The organism is Roseovarius pelagicus, assembly GCF_025639885.1.
Lineage (GTDB): Bacteria > Pseudomonadota > Alphaproteobacteria > Rhodobacterales > Rhodobacteraceae > Roseovarius > Roseovarius pelagicus.
This window is the reverse complement of the sequence record NZ_CP106738.1, coordinates 3,160,112-3,176,787: the sequence shown is the minus strand read 5'-3', so window position 1 is coordinate 3,176,787 and position 16,676 is coordinate 3,160,112. Positions and strand designations below refer to the sequence as shown.

The 16,676-nt window shown below is 59.3% G+C and carries 15 protein-coding genes and 1 tRNA gene; 8 read left to right on the top strand and 8 right to left on the bottom strand.

Annotation, left to right across the window (positions count from 1 at the left end; all coding sequences use genetic code 11):
• Window positions 1-41 precede the first annotated feature (41 nt).
• Together N7U68_RS16745 and N7U68_RS16740 are read right to left on the bottom strand one after the other, a co-directional pair.
• Window positions 42-908 (bottom strand): carbon-nitrogen hydrolase family protein, encoded by an 867-nt coding sequence (locus tag N7U68_RS16745; protein ID WP_263047540.1) that lies wholly within the window; start codon window positions 906-908, stop codon window positions 42-44.
• A 61-nt stretch (window positions 909-969) separates the two neighbouring features.
• Entirely contained in the window at window positions 970-1,875 is a 906-nt protein-coding gene (locus tag N7U68_RS16740) for a GlxA family transcriptional regulator (RefSeq protein WP_241188225.1), read from the bottom strand.
• Window positions 1,876-2,011: 136 nt separating this feature from the next.
• Between N7U68_RS16740 and N7U68_RS16735 the strand changes: the two genes are divergently transcribed.
• The 5 genes from N7U68_RS16735 (at window position 2,012) to N7U68_RS16715 (ending at window position 8,480) form a co-directional block, all read left to right on the top strand.
• Complete coding sequence (locus N7U68_RS16735; protein WP_263047539.1) at window positions 2,012-3,262, top strand: sarcosine oxidase subunit beta family protein; 1,251 nt, start codon at window positions 2,012-2,014, stop codon at window positions 3,260-3,262.
• Window positions 3,263-3,326: 64 nt separating this feature from the next.
• A complete protein-coding gene (locus N7U68_RS16730; RefSeq protein ID WP_165193726.1) occupies window positions 3,327-3,614 on the top strand; it encodes a sarcosine oxidase subunit delta in 288 nt (95 codons plus the stop codon).
• A complete protein-coding gene (locus N7U68_RS16725) occupies window positions 3,611-6,559 on the top strand; it encodes a sarcosine oxidase subunit alpha family protein (RefSeq protein ID WP_263047538.1) in 2,949 nt (982 codons plus the stop codon). The genes N7U68_RS16730 and N7U68_RS16725 overlap by 4 nt, the downstream gene beginning before the upstream one ends.
• Window positions 6,552-7,121 (top strand): sarcosine oxidase subunit gamma, encoded by a 570-nt coding sequence (locus tag N7U68_RS16720; protein ID WP_263047537.1) that lies wholly within the window; start codon window positions 6,552-6,554, stop codon window positions 7,119-7,121. Before N7U68_RS16725 ends, N7U68_RS16720 begins: the two co-directional genes overlap by 8 nt.
• A 30-nt stretch (window positions 7,122-7,151) precedes the next feature.
• Complete coding sequence (locus N7U68_RS16715; RefSeq protein ID WP_263047536.1) at window positions 7,152-8,480, top strand: NAD(P)/FAD-dependent oxidoreductase; 1,329 nt, start codon at window positions 7,152-7,154, stop codon at window positions 8,478-8,480.
• Between the two features lie 12 nt (window positions 8,481-8,492).
• On the opposite strand, the gene N7U68_RS16710 is transcribed toward N7U68_RS16715, so the two are convergent.
• Together N7U68_RS16710 and N7U68_RS16705 are read right to left on the bottom strand one after the other, a co-directional pair.
• A tRNA-Gly gene (locus tag N7U68_RS16710) sits at window positions 8,493-8,566 on the bottom strand.
• A gap of 104 nt (window positions 8,567-8,670) precedes the next feature.
• Window positions 8,671-9,342 (bottom strand): TIGR04283 family arsenosugar biosynthesis glycosyltransferase, encoded by a 672-nt coding sequence (locus tag N7U68_RS16705; protein ID WP_263047535.1) that lies wholly within the window; start codon window positions 9,340-9,342, stop codon window positions 8,671-8,673.
• Window positions 9,343-9,407: 65 nt separating this feature from the next.
• Between N7U68_RS16705 and ygfZ the strand changes: the two genes are divergently transcribed.
• Complete coding sequence (ygfZ, locus tag N7U68_RS16700; protein ID WP_165193734.1) at window positions 9,408-10,142, top strand: CAF17-like 4Fe-4S cluster assembly/insertion protein YgfZ; 735 nt, start codon at window positions 9,408-9,410, stop codon at window positions 10,140-10,142.
• A gap of 61 nt (window positions 10,143-10,203) precedes the next feature.
• Here the strand turns inward: ygfZ and efp are convergent, their stop codons facing one another.
• Window positions 10,204-10,767 (bottom strand): elongation factor P, encoded by a 564-nt coding sequence (efp, locus tag N7U68_RS16695; protein WP_165193736.1) that lies wholly within the window; start codon window positions 10,765-10,767, stop codon window positions 10,204-10,206.
• A 216-nt stretch (window positions 10,768-10,983) separates the two neighbouring features.
• On the opposite strand from efp, the gene N7U68_RS16690 reads away from it, so the two are divergent.
• Window positions 10,984-11,307: a DUF6280 family protein gene (locus N7U68_RS16690; RefSeq protein ID WP_076531761.1), complete on the top strand. Its 324-nt coding sequence runs from the start codon at window positions 10,984-10,986 to the stop codon at window positions 11,305-11,307.
• A gap of 422 nt (window positions 11,308-11,729) precedes the next feature.
• Entirely contained in the window at window positions 11,730-13,196 is a 1,467-nt protein-coding gene (locus N7U68_RS16685; RefSeq protein ID WP_263047534.1) for a cobyric acid synthase, read from the top strand.
• Between the two features lie 78 nt (window positions 13,197-13,274).
• On the opposite strand, the gene N7U68_RS16680 is transcribed toward N7U68_RS16685, so the two are convergent.
• The 3 genes from N7U68_RS16680 to N7U68_RS16670 form a co-directional block, all read right to left on the bottom strand.
• Complete coding sequence (locus N7U68_RS16680) at window positions 13,275-14,363, bottom strand: putative sodium/potassium/calcium exchanger (RefSeq protein ID WP_263047533.1); 1,089 nt, start codon at window positions 14,361-14,363, stop codon at window positions 13,275-13,277.
• Between the two features lie 69 nt (window positions 14,364-14,432).
• Window positions 14,433-15,893 (bottom strand): TolC family outer membrane protein, encoded by a 1,461-nt coding sequence (locus N7U68_RS16675; RefSeq protein WP_263047532.1) that lies wholly within the window; start codon window positions 15,891-15,893, stop codon window positions 14,433-14,435.
• Window positions 15,894-15,930: 37 nt separating this feature from the next.
• On the bottom strand, window positions 15,931-16,584 hold the full coding sequence (locus N7U68_RS16670; RefSeq protein WP_165193740.1) for a protein-L-isoaspartate O-methyltransferase family protein: 654 nt from the start codon (window positions 16,582-16,584) through the stop codon (window positions 15,931-15,933).
• Between the last annotated feature and the right edge of the window lie 92 nt (window positions 16,585-16,676).

Below are 16,676 nucleotides of genomic sequence, written 5' to 3'. Positions count from 1 at the left end.
CCAACAAATTGTACCGCATACATTGTGTTACGGGGAAACGCCTAATGAGTTGTCCCCGCCGAACCCGCGCCGGGCCGAAGCGCACGCGGTGCCGCAAATGGCGCGTCATTCCTCAGGCTCGGCACACGCGACTGCGTCTCAGCCACCAGATCGAGGTCGATCTCGGCTAGAATCACCCCCGGATCACGGCCGCCATCGGCCAACACCCTGCCCCAAGGATCGACAATCAGCGAATGGCCATAGGTTTCGCCGCCGCCGGGCACCGGACCGACCATGCCAGCCGAAACCACGAACCGCGTTGTCTCGATCGCGCGGGCACGGGTCAGGACATGCCAGTGTGCCGCGCCGGTGAGCGCCGTAAACGCCGCCGGACAACACAGGATTTCCGCCCCGGCCTGCGCCAGCGACCGATAGAGTTGCGCAAACCGCAGATCGTAACAGATGGTATGCCCGATACGCGCCAACGCTGTGTCGTGGATGACCGCGCAGTTTCCTGCACTGACAGTCGCACTTTCGCGGTAAACCTCATCCGCAGAAAGCGTAACGTCGAACATATGTATCTTGTCATAGCGCCCGTTAATCTGGCCATGCGGGTCCAGCATCAGGCCGCGGTTAATAATCCGCCCGTCCGATCCAGCCACGGCTATCGACCCGAGATTGACCCAGATACCATGTTCGGCTGCAAAGCCCTGCATCGCCTTCAGGAATGAGTGGTCGGCCTCGACGGCGGTGGGCGGTGTTACTGTGGATCCATCCGTCGCCAGACCACTGCAATACTCCGGCAAAAAGATCATTTGCGCCCCCTCATCAACCGCGTTGCGAGCAAGCGGAAGGGCCTCCTCTAGCGCAGTTTCAAACGTTGGGCGTGCGCGCGTCTGTAGGCAGGCGATCATGATGGGGCGTGACATCCGAGGGTCTCCTTTGGTGTTCGCCGCAACCTATCCCAGTGCTACGGACTGTGCAAAACTCTCAGCGATAGGCAGAGGGCGGCTGACCGTACTGCGCCGCGTAACTGCGCGAGAAATGTGCCGAATTCGCAAACCCGGTGGCAAGCGCAATCTCGGTCAACGGCAGGGCCGAGTTGCGCAACAGGCTCTGCGCGCGCTCCAACCGCAGAGATCTATAATACTGCATCACCGGCTGACCCAGCTGCGCTCTAAAAAGCCGGGCAAGCTGGCGCGGCGACACGCCGGAAATGACCGCCAACTGCGCCAGATCAAGCGGATCCGCGACGTGGCTCTCCATCGCGGACACAGCATCCAGAACAGCCGGTGTATGACTGCCGATCCGCTCAACCAAACCGGCACGCTGCGGGCCAATGGGCGGGCGGACTTCCGTGTGCATGAACCAATCGCTGACTTGCCGGGCAAAGCCTTTTCCGTGCTGGCTGGCGATAAGTGCATGTATCATGTCCAGCGGCGCGGTTCCCCCCGCGCAGGTCATCCTGTCACGGTCGATGACATATAGCGTGCGCTCGATTTGCAAGTCCGGCGACAACTCGGCCAGCGCGGGCGCATATTCCCAATGTAGGGTCATTCGCCGTCCTGCCATCAGCCCGGCCTGCGCCAGAATGACCGGCCCGCCTGAGACGCCGCCCATCACTGTTCCGGATCGCGCCTTGCGAGCCAACCACCGCAGCAATGCAGGGTCAGAAACTCCACTCAGATCCCCCCCCGCGATGACAAACAGATAATCCAGCGCCAGATCGTCACCCACCCGCGCCTGTGCCGTAACTGACGCGGCCCCCGAGCTGAAAACAGCGCCGGTTCCCATACCTACGGGGATGATGTCATAGAGTTGCCTGCCGGCCAGCAAGTTGGCGGCGCGCAACGGTTCTGCTGTTGCCGCATAGGACATCAGGGCAAAATCCGGCATCGGTAACAATCCGACCCTTGTAACGTTACTTTTCCGCTCACTGTCCATTTTGGATATCTAAATGTCATTTTCAGGAAAGTCTATTCCCTGGAAAGTTCGCATGCTTGAGAACACTGATCCCAGCAGGACCATCACTATGCGCTACTCTGCCCTTCGTATTCTCAAAGAAGGCCTCACCGGCAACAAAGGCTGGAAACCCGTCTGGCGCGAGCCGGAACCCAAGCGTGAATATGACGTCGTCATTATCGGGGGCGGCGGGCATGGGCTTGCGACGGCTTATTATCTGGCCAAAGAGTACGGCACCACCAATGTCGCCGTGCTGGAAAAGGGCTGGATCGGGGGCGGCAATGTCGGACGTAACACGACGATCATCCGTTCGAATTACCTGCTGCCGGGCAACGAGCCGTTTTACGAGCTGTCGCTGAAGCTGTGGGAAGGTTTGGAGCAGGACTTCAACTACAATGCGATGATCTCACAACGTTCGATCCTGAACCTCGTTCATTCCGACGGGCAGCGCGATGCGTTCATCCGACGCGGCAACGCGATGTTCCTGGCCGGGGCAGATGCCGAATACGCCGATGCAGACCAATTGCGCGCCGAACTGCCGTTTCTCAATTTCGACAACGCACGGTTTCCGATCAAAGGCGGGCTTTACCAGCGGCGCGGCGGCACTGTCCGGCATGACGCGGTCGCATGGGGGTTTGCCCGTGGTGCCGACAGCCGCGGTGTCGATATCATCCAAAATTGCGAAGTCACCGGCTTTGACATCGAAGGCGGCGTCTGCCGCGGCGTCGAGACCTCTCGCGGTCCGATCCGTGCGCGCAAGGTGGCGATGTGTGTCGCCGGGTCATCGGGGCGTGTTGCCGCGCAGGCCGGTATGCGCCTGCCGATCGAATCCCACGTTTTGCAGGCTTTTGTCACCGAAGGACTGAAACCGGTGATCCCCGGCGTCATTACCTTTGGCGCGGGTCACTTTTATGTCAGCCAGTCCGACAAGGGCGGGCTGGTCTTTGGCGGCGATATCGATGGTTACAACTCTTACGCACAACGCGGAAATCTGCCCGTGGTCGAGGACGTGGCCGAAGGCGGCATGGCAATCATGCCAATGATCGGGCGTGCCCGACTGCTTCGCAGTTGGGGCGGCATCATGGATATGTCGATGGACGGCTCGCCCTTTATCGACCGCACACATGTCGACGGCCTCTATTTCAACGGCGGCTGGTGCTATGGCGGGTTCAAGGCAACGCCAGCCTCGGGATGGTGCTACGCCCATCTGCTAGCCCGCGACGCACCGCACCCGGTGGCAGCCGAAATGCGGCTGGATCGCTTCGCACGTGGTCACATGATCGACGAAAAGGGCATGGGCAACCAGCCCAACCTGCACTGAGCGCCCTCATGCTTCTTCTTTGCAAAAATACTCCAATTTCGACCTCGCCCGAGAGGACCATATCATGATCATCAACCATCCCCTTCTTGGTCCGCGTGATGCGGCAGAGTTCGTCTATCTCGGCGATGCGGCCCTCATCGACCGGCCCGATTGGCAGGCCAAGGATGCCGCCGAGCAGTTCCACGCCTATGGCTATCTGCGCGACAATCCTGCGGGTCGGCATCAGGAGCTTTGGTATCACGAGCAAGGAGACCGCAGCTGGCTGGTGGTCACCCGCGACACACTCACCCACGAGATCACAGAAGTGCAACTTGCCCGCGACGTGGCACGCAGCCGGGGGCGCAGCGCATGACCCAGATCAACCGTATCAGCAGCGGGCTCGTCGATACTACGCAAACGCTTCAGTTCACTTTCAACGGCAAGCAGATGCAGGGGCATCCCGGCGATACGCTGGCCTCAGCATTGCTGGCGAACGGTCAGCGCCTTGTCGGTCGGTCGTTCAAATACCACCGCCCGCGCGGCATTTTCACCGCTGGTTCCGAGGAGCCTAATGCGCTGGTTCAATTGCGCTCTGGGGCGCATCAGGAACCGAACACACGCGCCACCGTGGCCGAGCTGTTCGATGGCCTAAGCGCGACCAGCCAGAACCACCGCGGGTCGCTGGAATACGATCTGATGGCGGCGACTGATTTTCTGTCTCCGTTCCTAAGTGCCGGATTCTATTACAAGACATTCATGTGGCCCAAAGCGTTTTGGGAAAAGTTCTACGAACCCGCGATTCGTGCCTCGGCTGGCCTTGGTCGGTTGTCGATGCAAGATGACCCGGACAGCTACGACAAGGGCTATCTGCATTGTGATCTGCTGGTAATCGGAGCAGGTCCCGCCGGTCTGAGCGCTGCGCTGGCTGCTGGTCGCAGTGGCGCACGCGTAATTCTGGCAGACGAAGACTTCGCTCCCGGCGGGCGCCTCAACGCCGAAACACTGGAAGTGGACGGAATGTCGGGCCGCGAGTGGGCCGCCGAGGCCATCGCGGAGCTGACCGCGATGGACAATGTACGCCTGATGACTCGCACCACCATTTATGGTGCTTATGATCATGGCACCTATGGCGCGCTGGAGCGGTGCACAGACCACCTCGCCCACGCCAACGGCAAACCGCGCCAAATCCTCTGGCGGATCTACTCCAAACGCGCTGTACTGGCGGCGGGCGCAACAGAACGCCCCATCGCGTTCGGCAATAACGACCGGCCCGGCATCATGCTGGCGGGCGCGGTCCGCACGTATGTGAACCGCTACGGCGTCACACCCGGTCAGAACATGGCAGTGTTCACCAATAATGACGATGGCTGGCGCACGGCCTATGACCTAGTGGCCAAAGGTGTCGACGTCCGTGCGATCATCGACACCCGCGACGCACCTGCCGTCTGCAATGTACCCGGCGCACGCCACATTCGCAGCGCGGGCGTGATCGATACTGTCGGACGCAAAGGGCTGCGCGCTATCACCCTTACCGATGGGCAGGTCATCCCCTGCGATGGCCTCGCTGTGTCGGGTGGATGGAACCCCAACGTGCATTTGACCTGCCACCAGCGCGGGCGGCCTGACTGGAACGATGCCCTCTCGGCTTTCGTACCGGGCAGCAACCTACCCGCTGGCATGAGCGTTGCTGGGGCCGCGAATGGTGCGCTGACACTTGGTACGGCTCTCGACGAGGGTCGCAGGGTAGCGAATGCACAGATCAAGGACCTCGGCTTCACGCCTGCGCGCAACCCTGCGCCGCACGCTGAGGACGAGCCGCATGAAGGCGCCCCAGTCTGGCACATCGGAGCGAGCGCGAAGCGGGCGTGGCTTGATCTGCAGAACGATGTCACCGTCAAAGACATCAAGCAATCCCACCGCGAGGGCTTCCGCTCGGTCGAGCATATGAAGCGCTACACGACACTCGGTATGGCCACCGATCAGGGAAAAACAGCAAACATCCCTGCACTGGCCATCATGGCGGAGTGCACCGGAAAATCGATCCCCGAGACCGGCACAACCATTTTCCGCCCCCCCTACACGCCTGTCCCCCTTGGCGCGCTGGCTGGTCGTGCACGGGGTAAGGAATTCCGCCCAACCCGTCTGACACCCAGCCATGAATGGGCCAAGGCCAATGGCGCCACCTTCGTTGAGGTCGGCAACTGGCTGCGCGCACAATGGTTCGTTCAGCCCGGCGAGCAGGGCTGGCGCGACAGCGTCGACCGTGAAGCTCTGCAAACTCGCCAAACCGTCGGTATCTGCGACGTGACCACACTGGGCAAGATCGACGTTCAGGGCCGGGACGCAGCGGCGTTTCTGAACAAGGTCTACGCCAACGGCTTTGCCAAGCTTGCCGTTGGCAAGGTGCGCTACGGCATCATGCTACGCGAGGATGGGATCTGTTACGACGACGGCACCACCGCGCGCATGGGTGAGAACCACTTTGTGATGACCACCACCACCGCCAATGCCGTTCTGGTCTATCGGCGGATGGAGTTTGCGCGCCAATGCCTTTGGCCGGATATGGACGTTCACCTGATTTCGACCACCGATGGCTGGGCACAGTTTGCAGTCGCTGGCCCGGACGCGCGCAAGCTGCTGCAAAAGGTCGTGGACCCAGAACAGGACCTGTCCAACGAGGGCTTTCCCTTCATGGCCTGCGGCGAAGTTACTGTCTGTGGCGGTATCCCTGCCCGGCTATTCCGAATCTCGTTCTCTGGCGAACTGGCCTACGAGGTGGCAGTGCCTGCCCGCTATGGCAACGCCATGATGGGTGTGCTTATGGAGGCAGGTCGCGAATTCCGCGCTGTGCCCTATGGCACAGAGGCCCTCGGCGTGATGCGTATCGAAAAAGGGCACGCAGCCGGCAACGAACTGGACGGGCGCACGACGGCATTCAACCTCGGTCTTGGCCGGATGGTAAGCGCCGCCAAGGATTGCATCGGCAACACCCTGTCGCAGCGACCCCAGATGAATCAGTCTGATGCGGTAAAATTGGTGGGCTTTCGTCCAGAGGACCGGATGAAGAAACTCATCGCCGGTTCACATTTCATCGCTCAGGGAAAGGATGCGACGATGGACAATGATGAGGGCTGGATGTCATCGGTTGCCTATTCGCCTACCCTCGGCCATTCCATCGGTCTGGGCTTCATCAAATCCGGGGACACGCGCATCGGTGAAGTGGTTCGCGCCGTCAGCCCCGTACACAAGACAGAGATGCGGGTAGAGATCGTTTCGCCGCATTTCATCGACCCAGAAGGAGAGCGTCTGCGTGGCTGATTTTACCCTTACCGCCGCCCCGCCGCTGGCGGGCTACAACCGCAGCTTTGGCGCAACATCACTCAAGGCGCCGGAAAACCTTGCTATTGTCTCGATCGCCCTGCCATTAGGTGGCGAGGCGGAGGCCGAAAAGGCGGTAAAATCCGCATTCGGCATCAACTTGCCTGACGTCGACATGTCTGATGTCGCCAAGGATAAATCCAGCGCAGTCATGCGTTTGGGCAGTGATCTGGCGTTTGTTATTTTCCCCTGCGAAACGCCCGATGCCGAACCACGGATTGCCAAAAAGCTAAAGGGGGCTGCCTACACCACGGACCAGACCGACGTCTGGTGTGCACTGGAAATCAGCGGATCGGGCAGCCGCACTGCACTGGAACGTATCTGTCTGCTTGATCTGCATCCGGACGCCTTCAAGGTGAACGCCATCGCCCGAACGGTGATGGAGCATCTGGGCGTGATCATCGCCCGCACCGGTGACGATACCTACTTGCTGCTCTCGGCCAGCTCATCTGCCAAGTCATTTTTACACGCCATTGAAACGTCGATTGAAAACACCGCCTGAGCGCGCCACCATGCATCGTGAAAGCGAGGCATGATGGCACTCAGATGGACAGACGCGGCAAAGCCGGGCACGCCGTATTGGTGGGATGCGTTGGAAAATCCGGCACCGGATGATCCGTTACCCGAATCCTGCGATCTTCTGGTGATCGGGGCGGGCTACACCGGACTGTCAGCCGCCATCGCTGCACATGATTGCGGCGCGCGTGTCGCAGTGGTCGATGCAGACATCCCCGGTCGCGGGGCCTCTACACGCAATGGCGGCATGTTCGGCGCGCATCCCCGTCTTGGCTGGGACGAATTGCGCCGCCGTTTTGACGCAGCCACCGCCGACAACATCTTTGCAGAGGCACCTGACGCATTGGCATGGGCCCGCGCATTGATCGCAGATGAAGCCATCATCTGCGATCTACAGCAGACCGGGCGCATCCAACTCGCCTGGAGTGCGTCTCATTTCGAAAACCAAAAGCGTCTTGCGCGGACAATCCGGGACAAGAGCACGGTCAACGTGCAGATTGTGGACCGCGCTGACCTTTCGACCGAGATCACGACAGAGCAGTATTTCGGTGGCATCGTCTTTCCAGAGCATTGCGGACTGCACCCTGCCAAGTACCATGCAGGACTGATCGCTGCCGCCAGACGCCGTGGCATTCCCATCACTGGCCACGCGCGCGTGCAACAGGTTGAGCGCACCGACGCAGGTCATATCGCGTCGACACCCAAAGGAAAAATCAAAGCGCGAAAGGTCGTGCTCGCGACCAATGGCTACACAACAAAGCCGTTTCGTTGGCAGATCCGCCGTGTCTTTGCCTTGCCCAGTTACCTCATCGCGACCGAGCCACTACCGGCCGATCTGATTGCTCACCTGGTACCGGGCGGTCGGATGATGGTCGAAACCCGCGCGCGCCACAGCTACTTTCGGATTTCACCCGATGGTACGCGCCTGCTGTATGGCGGGCGGGCGGCAATGGTCGACGTGGACCTGCAAACCGCCGCAGAGCGCCTGCATGCCACCATGTGCGAAGTCTGGCCCGAATTGGAACAGACACGCCTCAGTCACGTCTGGACCGGCAACACTGGCTACAGCTTTACCCACATGCCGCATGTCGGATGCCATGATGGCGTGCATTACGCGATGGGGTTTTCCGGATCCGGCACTGTCATGGCCCCTTATCTGGGGGCCAAGGCCGCTTGGCAGGCGCTTGGCGATCCAAGAGGCGAAACGGCGTACTCTAACACAGCATTCGCGCCCAGTTGGCTGCACCCCAGCAGCAATCCCCATTTCTTGCAGGCCGCAAACCTGTGGTATCGCAGCTATGTGGATTGGTCTGAAAATCGGCAGGGCCGCAAGCGTGCGCAGTAAAATGTGAGACGTTGGAGCGGGTAGCGGGAATCGAACCCGCACCTTAAGCTTGGAAGGCTCTTATGATACCATTTCACCATACCCGCTCAACGACCCTCTAGCTATTCGTGCTGGCAAAAACCGTCAAGCCCTCATGTCGCAAATCCGTGTGCTTCTTCCTTACGAAAGGGCACATAGACGCTGCCGGACATCAGTAGCGTCGTCGCAGATCATGCGGATTTGCCCCGCAAAGATAGCGCACCAACAGCAACAGGTTCCGCCCCCCGCGCAACAGCCAACCGTCGCGCTCAAATCGTGCCGCGCTGGTCGTCACATGCCCCGGCATCCGCATCAGTCGTCGGCCGAGGCACCGTGCTATCGCCACATCCTCCATCAAAGGGATATCCGGAAAACCACCCACCGCGTCATAGTCAATTCGTGATATCAGCAGGCCCTGATCCCCGTAAGGCAGATGAAAGAGGCGCGAGCGTAGATTGGCCCACCCCGCCACGAGCCGAGCCACCACCTCGTCACTGCCAAAGCGCAGCCCGAAATACGCTGGCTGCCCTTGTGCAATCTGCGCCTTGACAGTTGCCGACCAACCCTCGGGCAATTGCGTATCCGCATGCAGAAACAGCAGCCACGCCCCTTGCGCTATCCCTGCCCCGCGCCGCAGTTGTCCACCACGCGACGCCGACCCTGCCACTATGATCGCACCGACCTCATCAGCGATCTGTCGCGTCGCATCTCGTGATCCGCCATCCGACACGATCAACTCACGGACGAGACCAGCTTCGAGGCCTTCCATCAATGACGACAGGACAACAGGCAGTGCCTCCTGCGCGTTCAAGGTTGGGATCACAATTGATAGTACCGCGCGCATCACCACCCCCTGTTGCCGGACCGCCATGATCCTATATGACAGGGAGACAGAAAACAGGAGTGCCGATGACACGCGCCATATATCAGATCACAGGCAGTGACGCCGCGCCCTTTCTGCAAGGGCTGATCACCAATGACATTGCCAAGCTGGAACATGGTCTGGTCTATGCGGCAATTCTGACACCGCAGGGCAAATATCTGGCGGATTTTTTTCTGTTTCAACGTGATGATGTGATCTTGCTTGATGTTGATGCAGGCATCGCTCCCGGCTTGATCCAACGGCTGAACATGTACCGTCTGCGCGCGAATGTGCAGATCACCCCCAGCGATCTGCTCGTCACGCGCGGCACCGGGCCTGCCCCGGAAGGCGCGTTTGACGACCCGCGCCATTCGACGTTGGGTTGGCGACTATATGGTAATTCAGAAGGTGACGACGGCACAGATTGGGACGCGTTGCGCGTTGCTCAGTGCGTGCCGGAAACCGGAATCGAGCTGACGCCTGACACGTTCATCCTCGAAGCCGGTTTCGAACGATTGAACGGCGTCGATTTCCGCAAAGGCTGCTATGTCGGGCAGGAAGTGACCGCGCGAATGAAACACAAGACTGAACTGCGCAAAGGGTTTGCCACTGTCGACATCAATGGCAGCGCCCCGGTCGGGTCAGACATCTCCGCCGAAGGCAAAGCCGCAGGTACTCTGTTCACTCAATCAGGTGGGCGGGCTATCGCCTATCTGCGATTTGATCGGGCGCGAGGTCCGATGCAGGCAAGTGATGCCACTGTCAGATACCCGTCGGCATAAAAATATCGGCACAAAAAAAGGGGCCGCAGACGCAGCCCCTTCATCCGAAAAAAATATCGCGTCACGCGCGCTCGGAATATTCCATTGTTTCTGTGTTCACCACAATCGCCTCATCCTGACCGACAAAGGGCGGCACCATCACCTTAACGCCATTGTCCAGAATCGCGGGCTTAAAGCTGTTGGCCGCGGTCTGCCCCTTTACGACTGGCTCGGTTTCAACCACGGTGCAGGTCACTTTCTGCGGCAAGGTTGCGTTCAACGCCTCGGCCTCGTGGAATTCCACTGCGATGGTCATACCGTCCTGCAAAAACGGCCGACGTTCCCCCAGAATTTCCGCAGGCAGTTCGATTTGCTCGTAGGTCTCGGAATCCATAAACACCAGCATACCATCGGTTTCATAGAGAAACTGCTGATCCTTTTGCTCCAGCCGTACACGCTCGACTTTGTCGGCACTTCGAAATCGCTCGTTCAGTTTCGAGCCGTTTCGCAGGTTGCGCATCTCGACTTGGGCAAAGGCTCCGCCCTTGCCGGGCTTCACATGATCGACCTTTACAGCAGACCACAGACCTCCGTTATGCTCCAGCACATTGCCGGGGCGAATTTCGTTTCCGTTGATCTTGGGCATTGTGGCAAAACCTTGTCCAAAACTTGATTAAATTCGGCCCTACCCTATATATTGGGTTGGTCCGGGGGGCAAGCAGACGAAATCTCGTGCTGCAAGTGCAGAAGTCATGCAGCTAACGCATAGATGTTATGCAAATCTGCTCTATCCGAATCGATCGAAACACGTCATAACCATCGCTACGCCGAAAAGACAAGAGCAATAAACTAAGGACGAATCATGAAGGATTTCGTTGACGGTGCCGCCTTCAATAACGAGCAAGGCAATCGTGCACGCAAACTTTTCGCGGCTGTCGTACTGGCCGCATTGGATGATGCCATTTCTGACGATAAGAAATATGGCAACGGCCCCGATCAGATCGCACGCTGGGCGCGTTCGCGCGACGGGCGCGAAGTGCTATCCTGCGCCGGGATCGACCCCAACGAGCGGGTTGTGTCGGGCTTGATGGACTTTGTTTCCAAAGGTGTCCGCACCTCTGTCGCGCTGTCGCGCGAAGAGAGCGAACGCCGCAACGCCGCTGCCGCTCAGGCCGAAGCCGCCTGAGCCACTTCCATCCCGGAAAGGGATGCGTGAAGCCCCGCCATCAAGCGGGGCTTTCGCTGTTTTTAGGCCCCTCAGATTGACGCAACGTCAGGTGTCGCGACCTGAAAATACAATGACTGGCGACAACTGGATCACCCCGGCAAAATCAATCAACGCTCACGACCGCTGGTCGGTGAACCTGAGATAGCGGCAAGAGCGACACCATCTCGCATGCGCCCATTTCCATCAGCGCAGCGAATGATCCGCAGTGAGCACGATCACAATTGAGAGCTGAATTTTCATAAACCGGATTCTATACGGCCAGTTTTTCGGCCACCTGTCGCCTTGGTGCCGTGGAAAATCGGACGGGCTGACATGTTCATGGGTTCCATCAGGCACAGGCAGTTTGTACACCCGGCTATGGACGCAGCGTAGGACACCCAATGGCACGGGCTATCATGATTCAGGGCGCGGGCTCGAATGTGGGCAAATCGATGCTCGTGGCAGGGCTTGCACGCGCCTGCGTGCGCCGCGGGCTAGACGTCGCGCCGTTCAAGCCCCAGAACATGTCAAACAACGCCGCCGTGACGGCAGACGGTGGTGAAATCGGCCGCGCGCAGGCACTTCAGGCACTCGCGAGCCGTCGCGCACCGCATACCGACATGAACCCTGTTCTGCTGAAACCAGAGAGCGAGACCGGCGCGCAGATCGTCGTGCAGGGCCAACGCTTTGCCACGCTGCGGGCGCGCGATTATGGTCAGGCCAAATCTTCGCTTCTCCCCCCAGTGATGGAAAGTTTTCATCGGCTGTGCGGCACGGCTGATCTGGTCCTGATCGAAGGAGCAGGCAGCCCGGCAGAGATCAATCTGCGAGCAGGCGACATCGCCAACATGGGCTTTGCCGAGGCCGCTGGCGTCCCTGTCGTGCTGGTCGGAGATATTGATCGAGGAGGTGTGATCGCGCAAATCGTCGGCACACAGGCCATTCTGCCGACATTGGATGCTGACCGGATAAAGGGCTTTGCCATCAACAAATTTCGCGGCGATCCTGCGCTCTTCGACGACGGATTGACCGCTATCGTGGATCGCACGGGATGGCCGTCGCTGGGCGTGATCCCATGGTTTTCTGATGCGTGGCGGCTACCGGCCGAAGATGTCATGGACATCGCGTCAGGGCCACACGGCGGCGCGATCAAGGTGGCAGTGCCGCACCTCGGGCGGATTGCAAATTTTGACGACCTCGACCCGCTCAGTGCGGAACCAAACGTCAGTGTCCAGATCATCAAGCCCGGACAGCCCTTACCCGGCGATTCAACGCTGGTCTTGATACCCGGCAGCAAGTCGACGATTGCAGATCTTGCGGCGTTCCGCATGCACGGTTGGGATGTCGACCTGACCGCCCACGTCCGGCGTGGTGGGCATGTTTTGGGTATCTGCGGCGGCTATCAGATGTTGGGTCGAGAGATCGCTGACCCGGAGGGAATTGAGGGGATGCCGGGCAGTGTGCCCGGACTGGGACTGCTAGATGTCACCACGATAATGCGCCCCGAAAAGCGGTTGGCACGCACATCCGCCACTTACCTACCCACCGGCGCGACAGTCGAGGGATATGAGATTCACATCGGTCAGACCGACGGGCCGGATTGCGTACGCGCTTGGCTGGATGTGGCAGGAGAACCCATGGGCGCCGCGACCCCCAGCGGACACATACGCGGCTGTTACCTGCACGGGCTTTTCGCTTCAGATCCGTTCCGCGCAGCCTACCTCGCCGGGTTTGGGGCGGCTTCTGATACAGCCTACGATACCAGCGTCGAAGAGACCCTGGATGCTCTGGCCGCGCACTTGGAACGGCATATGGATATTGACCTATTGCTTAGCCTCGCGCAGGATCCAAACCCCGTCGGTAATTGAGTGAACCCAGCAACAACGTGCGGCGCTTTGTCAATTCAACCGTAAATAGCGCAAGTCTCTGCGATCAGCTCTGCGTGCCTACTCCAGCTCTTGGCTGGCTAGCGCGCGATGTATTTCTCGGCGGACAAGTTTGCGCACGTTACGCGTGATCCGCTCACCCAGACCGCCTTGCAGCTCTTGGCGGACGATTTCAGTCACCAGTTCACGCAGCGCATCTTCATCAAGGATTGCATCGGAGTCCTCATCAAGGCCAAGCAATCTGGCCGTGTCGTCCTCCAAACGATCTTCTGTATCTGCCGCTTCCGGCAGCGGCAGTTCCTGCTCTGCAAAATCCTCGGCGGTATCGGTGTCATCGCTATTCAGACTATCCTGAGAAGGTTTGGTTGTGGTCGATGCTGCCTCTTCGCTGACTTCGAATGCCCCTCGCGATCGCATGGTGCTTTCTGCTGCGTCGGATTGTTTTGCCGCAGCGTCGCTTTGAGTGTTCCCATCCGCGTCACCGCCAGTGTCGCTTGGCACATAGTCTTCCCACGGCAGCGGCTCGACGGCTGCACCCGCGTAGTCATCATCTGATGCACCGTCCGGCTCCCATTGTTCAGAACGCTCGGCTACAGCCTGCTCTAACTCAGCAACGCGGTTTTTCAGGGCGCTCGCAACGTCAGATGGCGCGGTGTTCTCTACAGCGACAGTATGATCATGTTCGTCCAAATCGGATGCTTCGTCATCATCCAGACGGGTGCTATGATCTTCTTCCGCCCGATCAAAAGCCTCATCAGTGTCGAATTCTTCATCGTCCTGATTAACGTCGAGATGATCGTGGTCATCGGCATGACCGTTATCGGTTCGTTGGCTCTCCGCCTCGTTTTCATCGCTCTCGCGCACCTCTTCCGTGCGCTCCTTGGGTGCGCGCAGTTCTTCTGCCTCGGGCACCGCCTGTTCGGATTCGGGCTCGGGCGGAACCTCTCGTTGCGTTTCATCGACTCGAAAGGACGGTGTCAGAACCAGTTTTGAAACATCAGATGTTTCAGCGTCGCCCTTATTGCGGGCAACGGGCCGGCTGACACCACCGTGTGAGTCGGTATCAGCAACGCGCGATTCGTTCGAGACCAGCCTTCTAATTGATGAAAGCACGTCCTCGATTTCCACATTGGTTACGGGATCTGACATTTTCTTACCACTCTTGCCTCAGCACAGCTTACCGGGCGGACGGCATTCACACAACAGATAGGGCGCGTTTTACTGTTTTCCGAGCGAGCGCAGTACACGATCCAATTGTTTACCCTGCTTACTGCTGGGGACCGGTGCCGTTTTTACAAGGTTGTAATAGGCACTCGGGTCATAGGTCTGAACCGCCAGATTCAGATCTTTGGCTGTCAGCTGACCCATCGAGGAAAGCACCGAATAAGCGGCAATATAGACATCTGCCTGCGCCGAAATCTGATTGGCCTTGGCATTCAGCAGCTCCTGCTCGGCGTTCAAAACATCCAGTGTCGTGCGCGCGCCTAGCTTGGCCTCTTCACGAACACCGTTAAACGCTACCTGCGCTGCGCGGACCTCATCGTTGCTGGATGTCGCGACAGCCTGAGCCGCGCGCAGAATCGCATAAGCGTTACCGACATTCTGCCGCACGGCATGCGACGTGATGTGCAACAGACCACGTTGAGCATCACGAATTGCCATGGCGCGTCGCCTTGCCGCGCTCAACCCGCCGCCTTGATAGATTGGTCCTGCTGCCTGAATGCCAAAGCTGCCCTGACGAGAAAAACTGCTGCCGCCAAGCTCTTCGCGCACGCCAAGGCTTCCGTTCAACGTGACGCGCGGCTTCATCGCTGCATCGGCCACGAGGATGCTTAACTCGGCAGCAGCAACATCATGCTGCACCTTCAGAACATCAGGATGATAGCGCACAGCCACTGTCTTGGCCGAATCGACGGAGCGGGTAATCTTTGGCAGGCTCGGCGGTTGCGTCAGACGCCCGGGCTTGTGACCCACAGCGGCGATGTATTCCTCGATTGCCTGCAACAGATCGCCTTGCGCGGCCGCCAATCCACTTTCTGCGGATGAAAGGCGAGCCTCGGCCTGCGCAACGTCGGTGCGAGTCACTTCACCTACTTCGAACCGATCACGCGCGGCACGTAACGACTGGCTGATCACACGTACGTTGCTCTGGCGCAACGCGACGAAACGCGTATTGCGCTGGACGTTCATATAGGCGCGTACGGCACGTAGCAGCACCTGCTGTTCGATCCCGATCAGCGTCTGACGGGTGGCCAGCACGGTTTCCTTTGCAACGCTGATCTGCAAGGGGGTCCGGCCGAAATCATAGAGCAACAGTTCGGCCGTGATGCCCGCATTGGCGTTGGTCGCGGCGGAATTGGTGTTGCCCGGCCCCGGCACCGTAGGGGTACGGGAAAAGCTGCGCGTGATATCAGTGGACCAATTGATGATCGGACGCAGCCCCGCCACGGTTGCAGCCACGTCTTCGTCCGCAGCGCGCAACAACGCGCGGTTCTGATCCAGCAACCCGCTGTGATTGTAGGCCCCGACCAGCGCATCCGCCAACGTGTCAGCCTGTGCCGCCTGTTGCGGGGCGAACGCGATAGCCAGAATAGCCGTGTAAATCATGGGGCGCAGTCGTTTCATAGGCAAACGCAGCCATGCCCCTGACCGGCCCGGTGAAGAAATGCGAAGTGTCATACCTGTCATCCTCTGCCCCTGTTTCCGACCGTTGCCGTCAGAGCGTAAAAGCTGCGTGCTTCTCAAAACCTGGGAGAACAGGCGCACCCGCGTTAAAAGAGAACCGCCACGTCATATGTCCGTCAATTTTGTAACCGATACGCACCACACCGAGCGCGCCTTCCATAAAGAGGCAGGCGATACGCCCGCCATCCTTCAGTTGAGCGATCAGCGATTCAGGCAGGTGTTCCACCGCCCCCTGCACCGCGATGACATCGTATGGGCCGTGCTCTGCTGCGCCATCGCGCAACGGGCCTTCGTGTACCACCACGTTGTCGGCAGCATGCTCCATCAGGGCTGCCGGTGCTTCTGACGCAAGTTCGGCATTCTCTTCGACTGCGATGACCACCTGCGCCATCCGCGCCATGACGGCAGCGGAATAGCCCATCGCACTGCCCACATCGAGCACCAACTCATCGCCCTGAATTTCGAGCGCGTCCAACATCTTGGCCAAGGTGCGCGGTTCAAGGATCACGCGCCCGCCGCCCAGATCAACATTTTCACCCATATAGGCCGCCTCGCGCAGACGGCGCGGCACAAAGGCCTCGCGCGGCACACTGAGCATCGCATCTATAATCGGGAACTTTGTCACATCGGATGGGCGGATCTGCGTATCCACCATCATGGTGCGCCGGGCGGCAAAATCGGTCATTGGCTAAACTCTTCGGTTCGGGCGATGCACTTTCACAAATGTTTTGCCACAGATGACCGACCACAGCAACGGCGCACAACACATAAACAGTA

What these genes read in the sequence shown, in the direction of transcription:
- N7U68_RS16745 (WP_263047540.1), bottom strand. Translation starts at nt 908, where the DNA reads ATGTCACGCCCCATCATGATCGCCTGCCTACAGACGCGCGCACGCCCA.
- N7U68_RS16740 (WP_241188225.1), bottom strand. Translation starts at nt 1,875, where the DNA reads ATGCCGGATTTTGCCCTGATGTCCTATGCGGCAACAGCAGAACCGTTG.
- N7U68_RS16735 (WP_263047539.1), top strand. Translation starts at nt 2,012, where the DNA reads ATGCGCTACTCTGCCCTTCGTATTCTCAAAGAAGGCCTCACCGGCAAC.
- N7U68_RS16730 (WP_165193726.1), top strand. Translation starts at nt 3,327, where the DNA reads ATGATCATCAACCATCCCCTTCTTGGTCCGCGTGATGCGGCAGAGTTC.
- N7U68_RS16725 (WP_263047538.1), top strand. Translation starts at nt 3,611, where the DNA reads ATGACCCAGATCAACCGTATCAGCAGCGGGCTCGTCGATACTACGCAA.
- N7U68_RS16715 (WP_263047536.1), top strand. Translation starts at nt 7,152, where the DNA reads ATGATGGCACTCAGATGGACAGACGCGGCAAAGCCGGGCACGCCGTAT.
- N7U68_RS16705 (WP_263047535.1), bottom strand. Translation starts at nt 9,342, where the DNA reads ATGCGCGCGGTACTATCAATTGTGATCCCAACCTTGAACGCGCAGGAG.
- ygfZ (WP_165193734.1), top strand. Translation starts at nt 9,408, where the DNA reads ATGACACGCGCCATATATCAGATCACAGGCAGTGACGCCGCGCCCTTT.
- efp (WP_165193736.1), bottom strand. Translation starts at nt 10,767, where the DNA reads ATGCCCAAGATCAACGGAAACGAAATTCGCCCCGGCAATGTGCTGGAG.
- N7U68_RS16690 (WP_076531761.1), top strand. Translation starts at nt 10,984, where the DNA reads ATGAAGGATTTCGTTGACGGTGCCGCCTTCAATAACGAGCAAGGCAAT.
- N7U68_RS16685 (WP_263047534.1), top strand. Translation starts at nt 11,730, where the DNA reads ATGGCACGGGCTATCATGATTCAGGGCGCGGGCTCGAATGTGGGCAAA.
- N7U68_RS16680 (WP_263047533.1), bottom strand. Translation starts at nt 14,363, where the DNA reads ATGTCAGATCCCGTAACCAATGTGGAAATCGAGGACGTGCTTTCATCA.
- N7U68_RS16675 (WP_263047532.1), bottom strand. Translation starts at nt 15,893, where the DNA reads ATGACACTTCGCATTTCTTCACCGGGCCGGTCAGGGGCATGGCTGCGT.
- N7U68_RS16670 (WP_165193740.1), bottom strand. Translation starts at nt 16,584, where the DNA reads ATGACCGATTTTGCCGCCCGGCGCACCATGATGGTGGATACGCAGATC.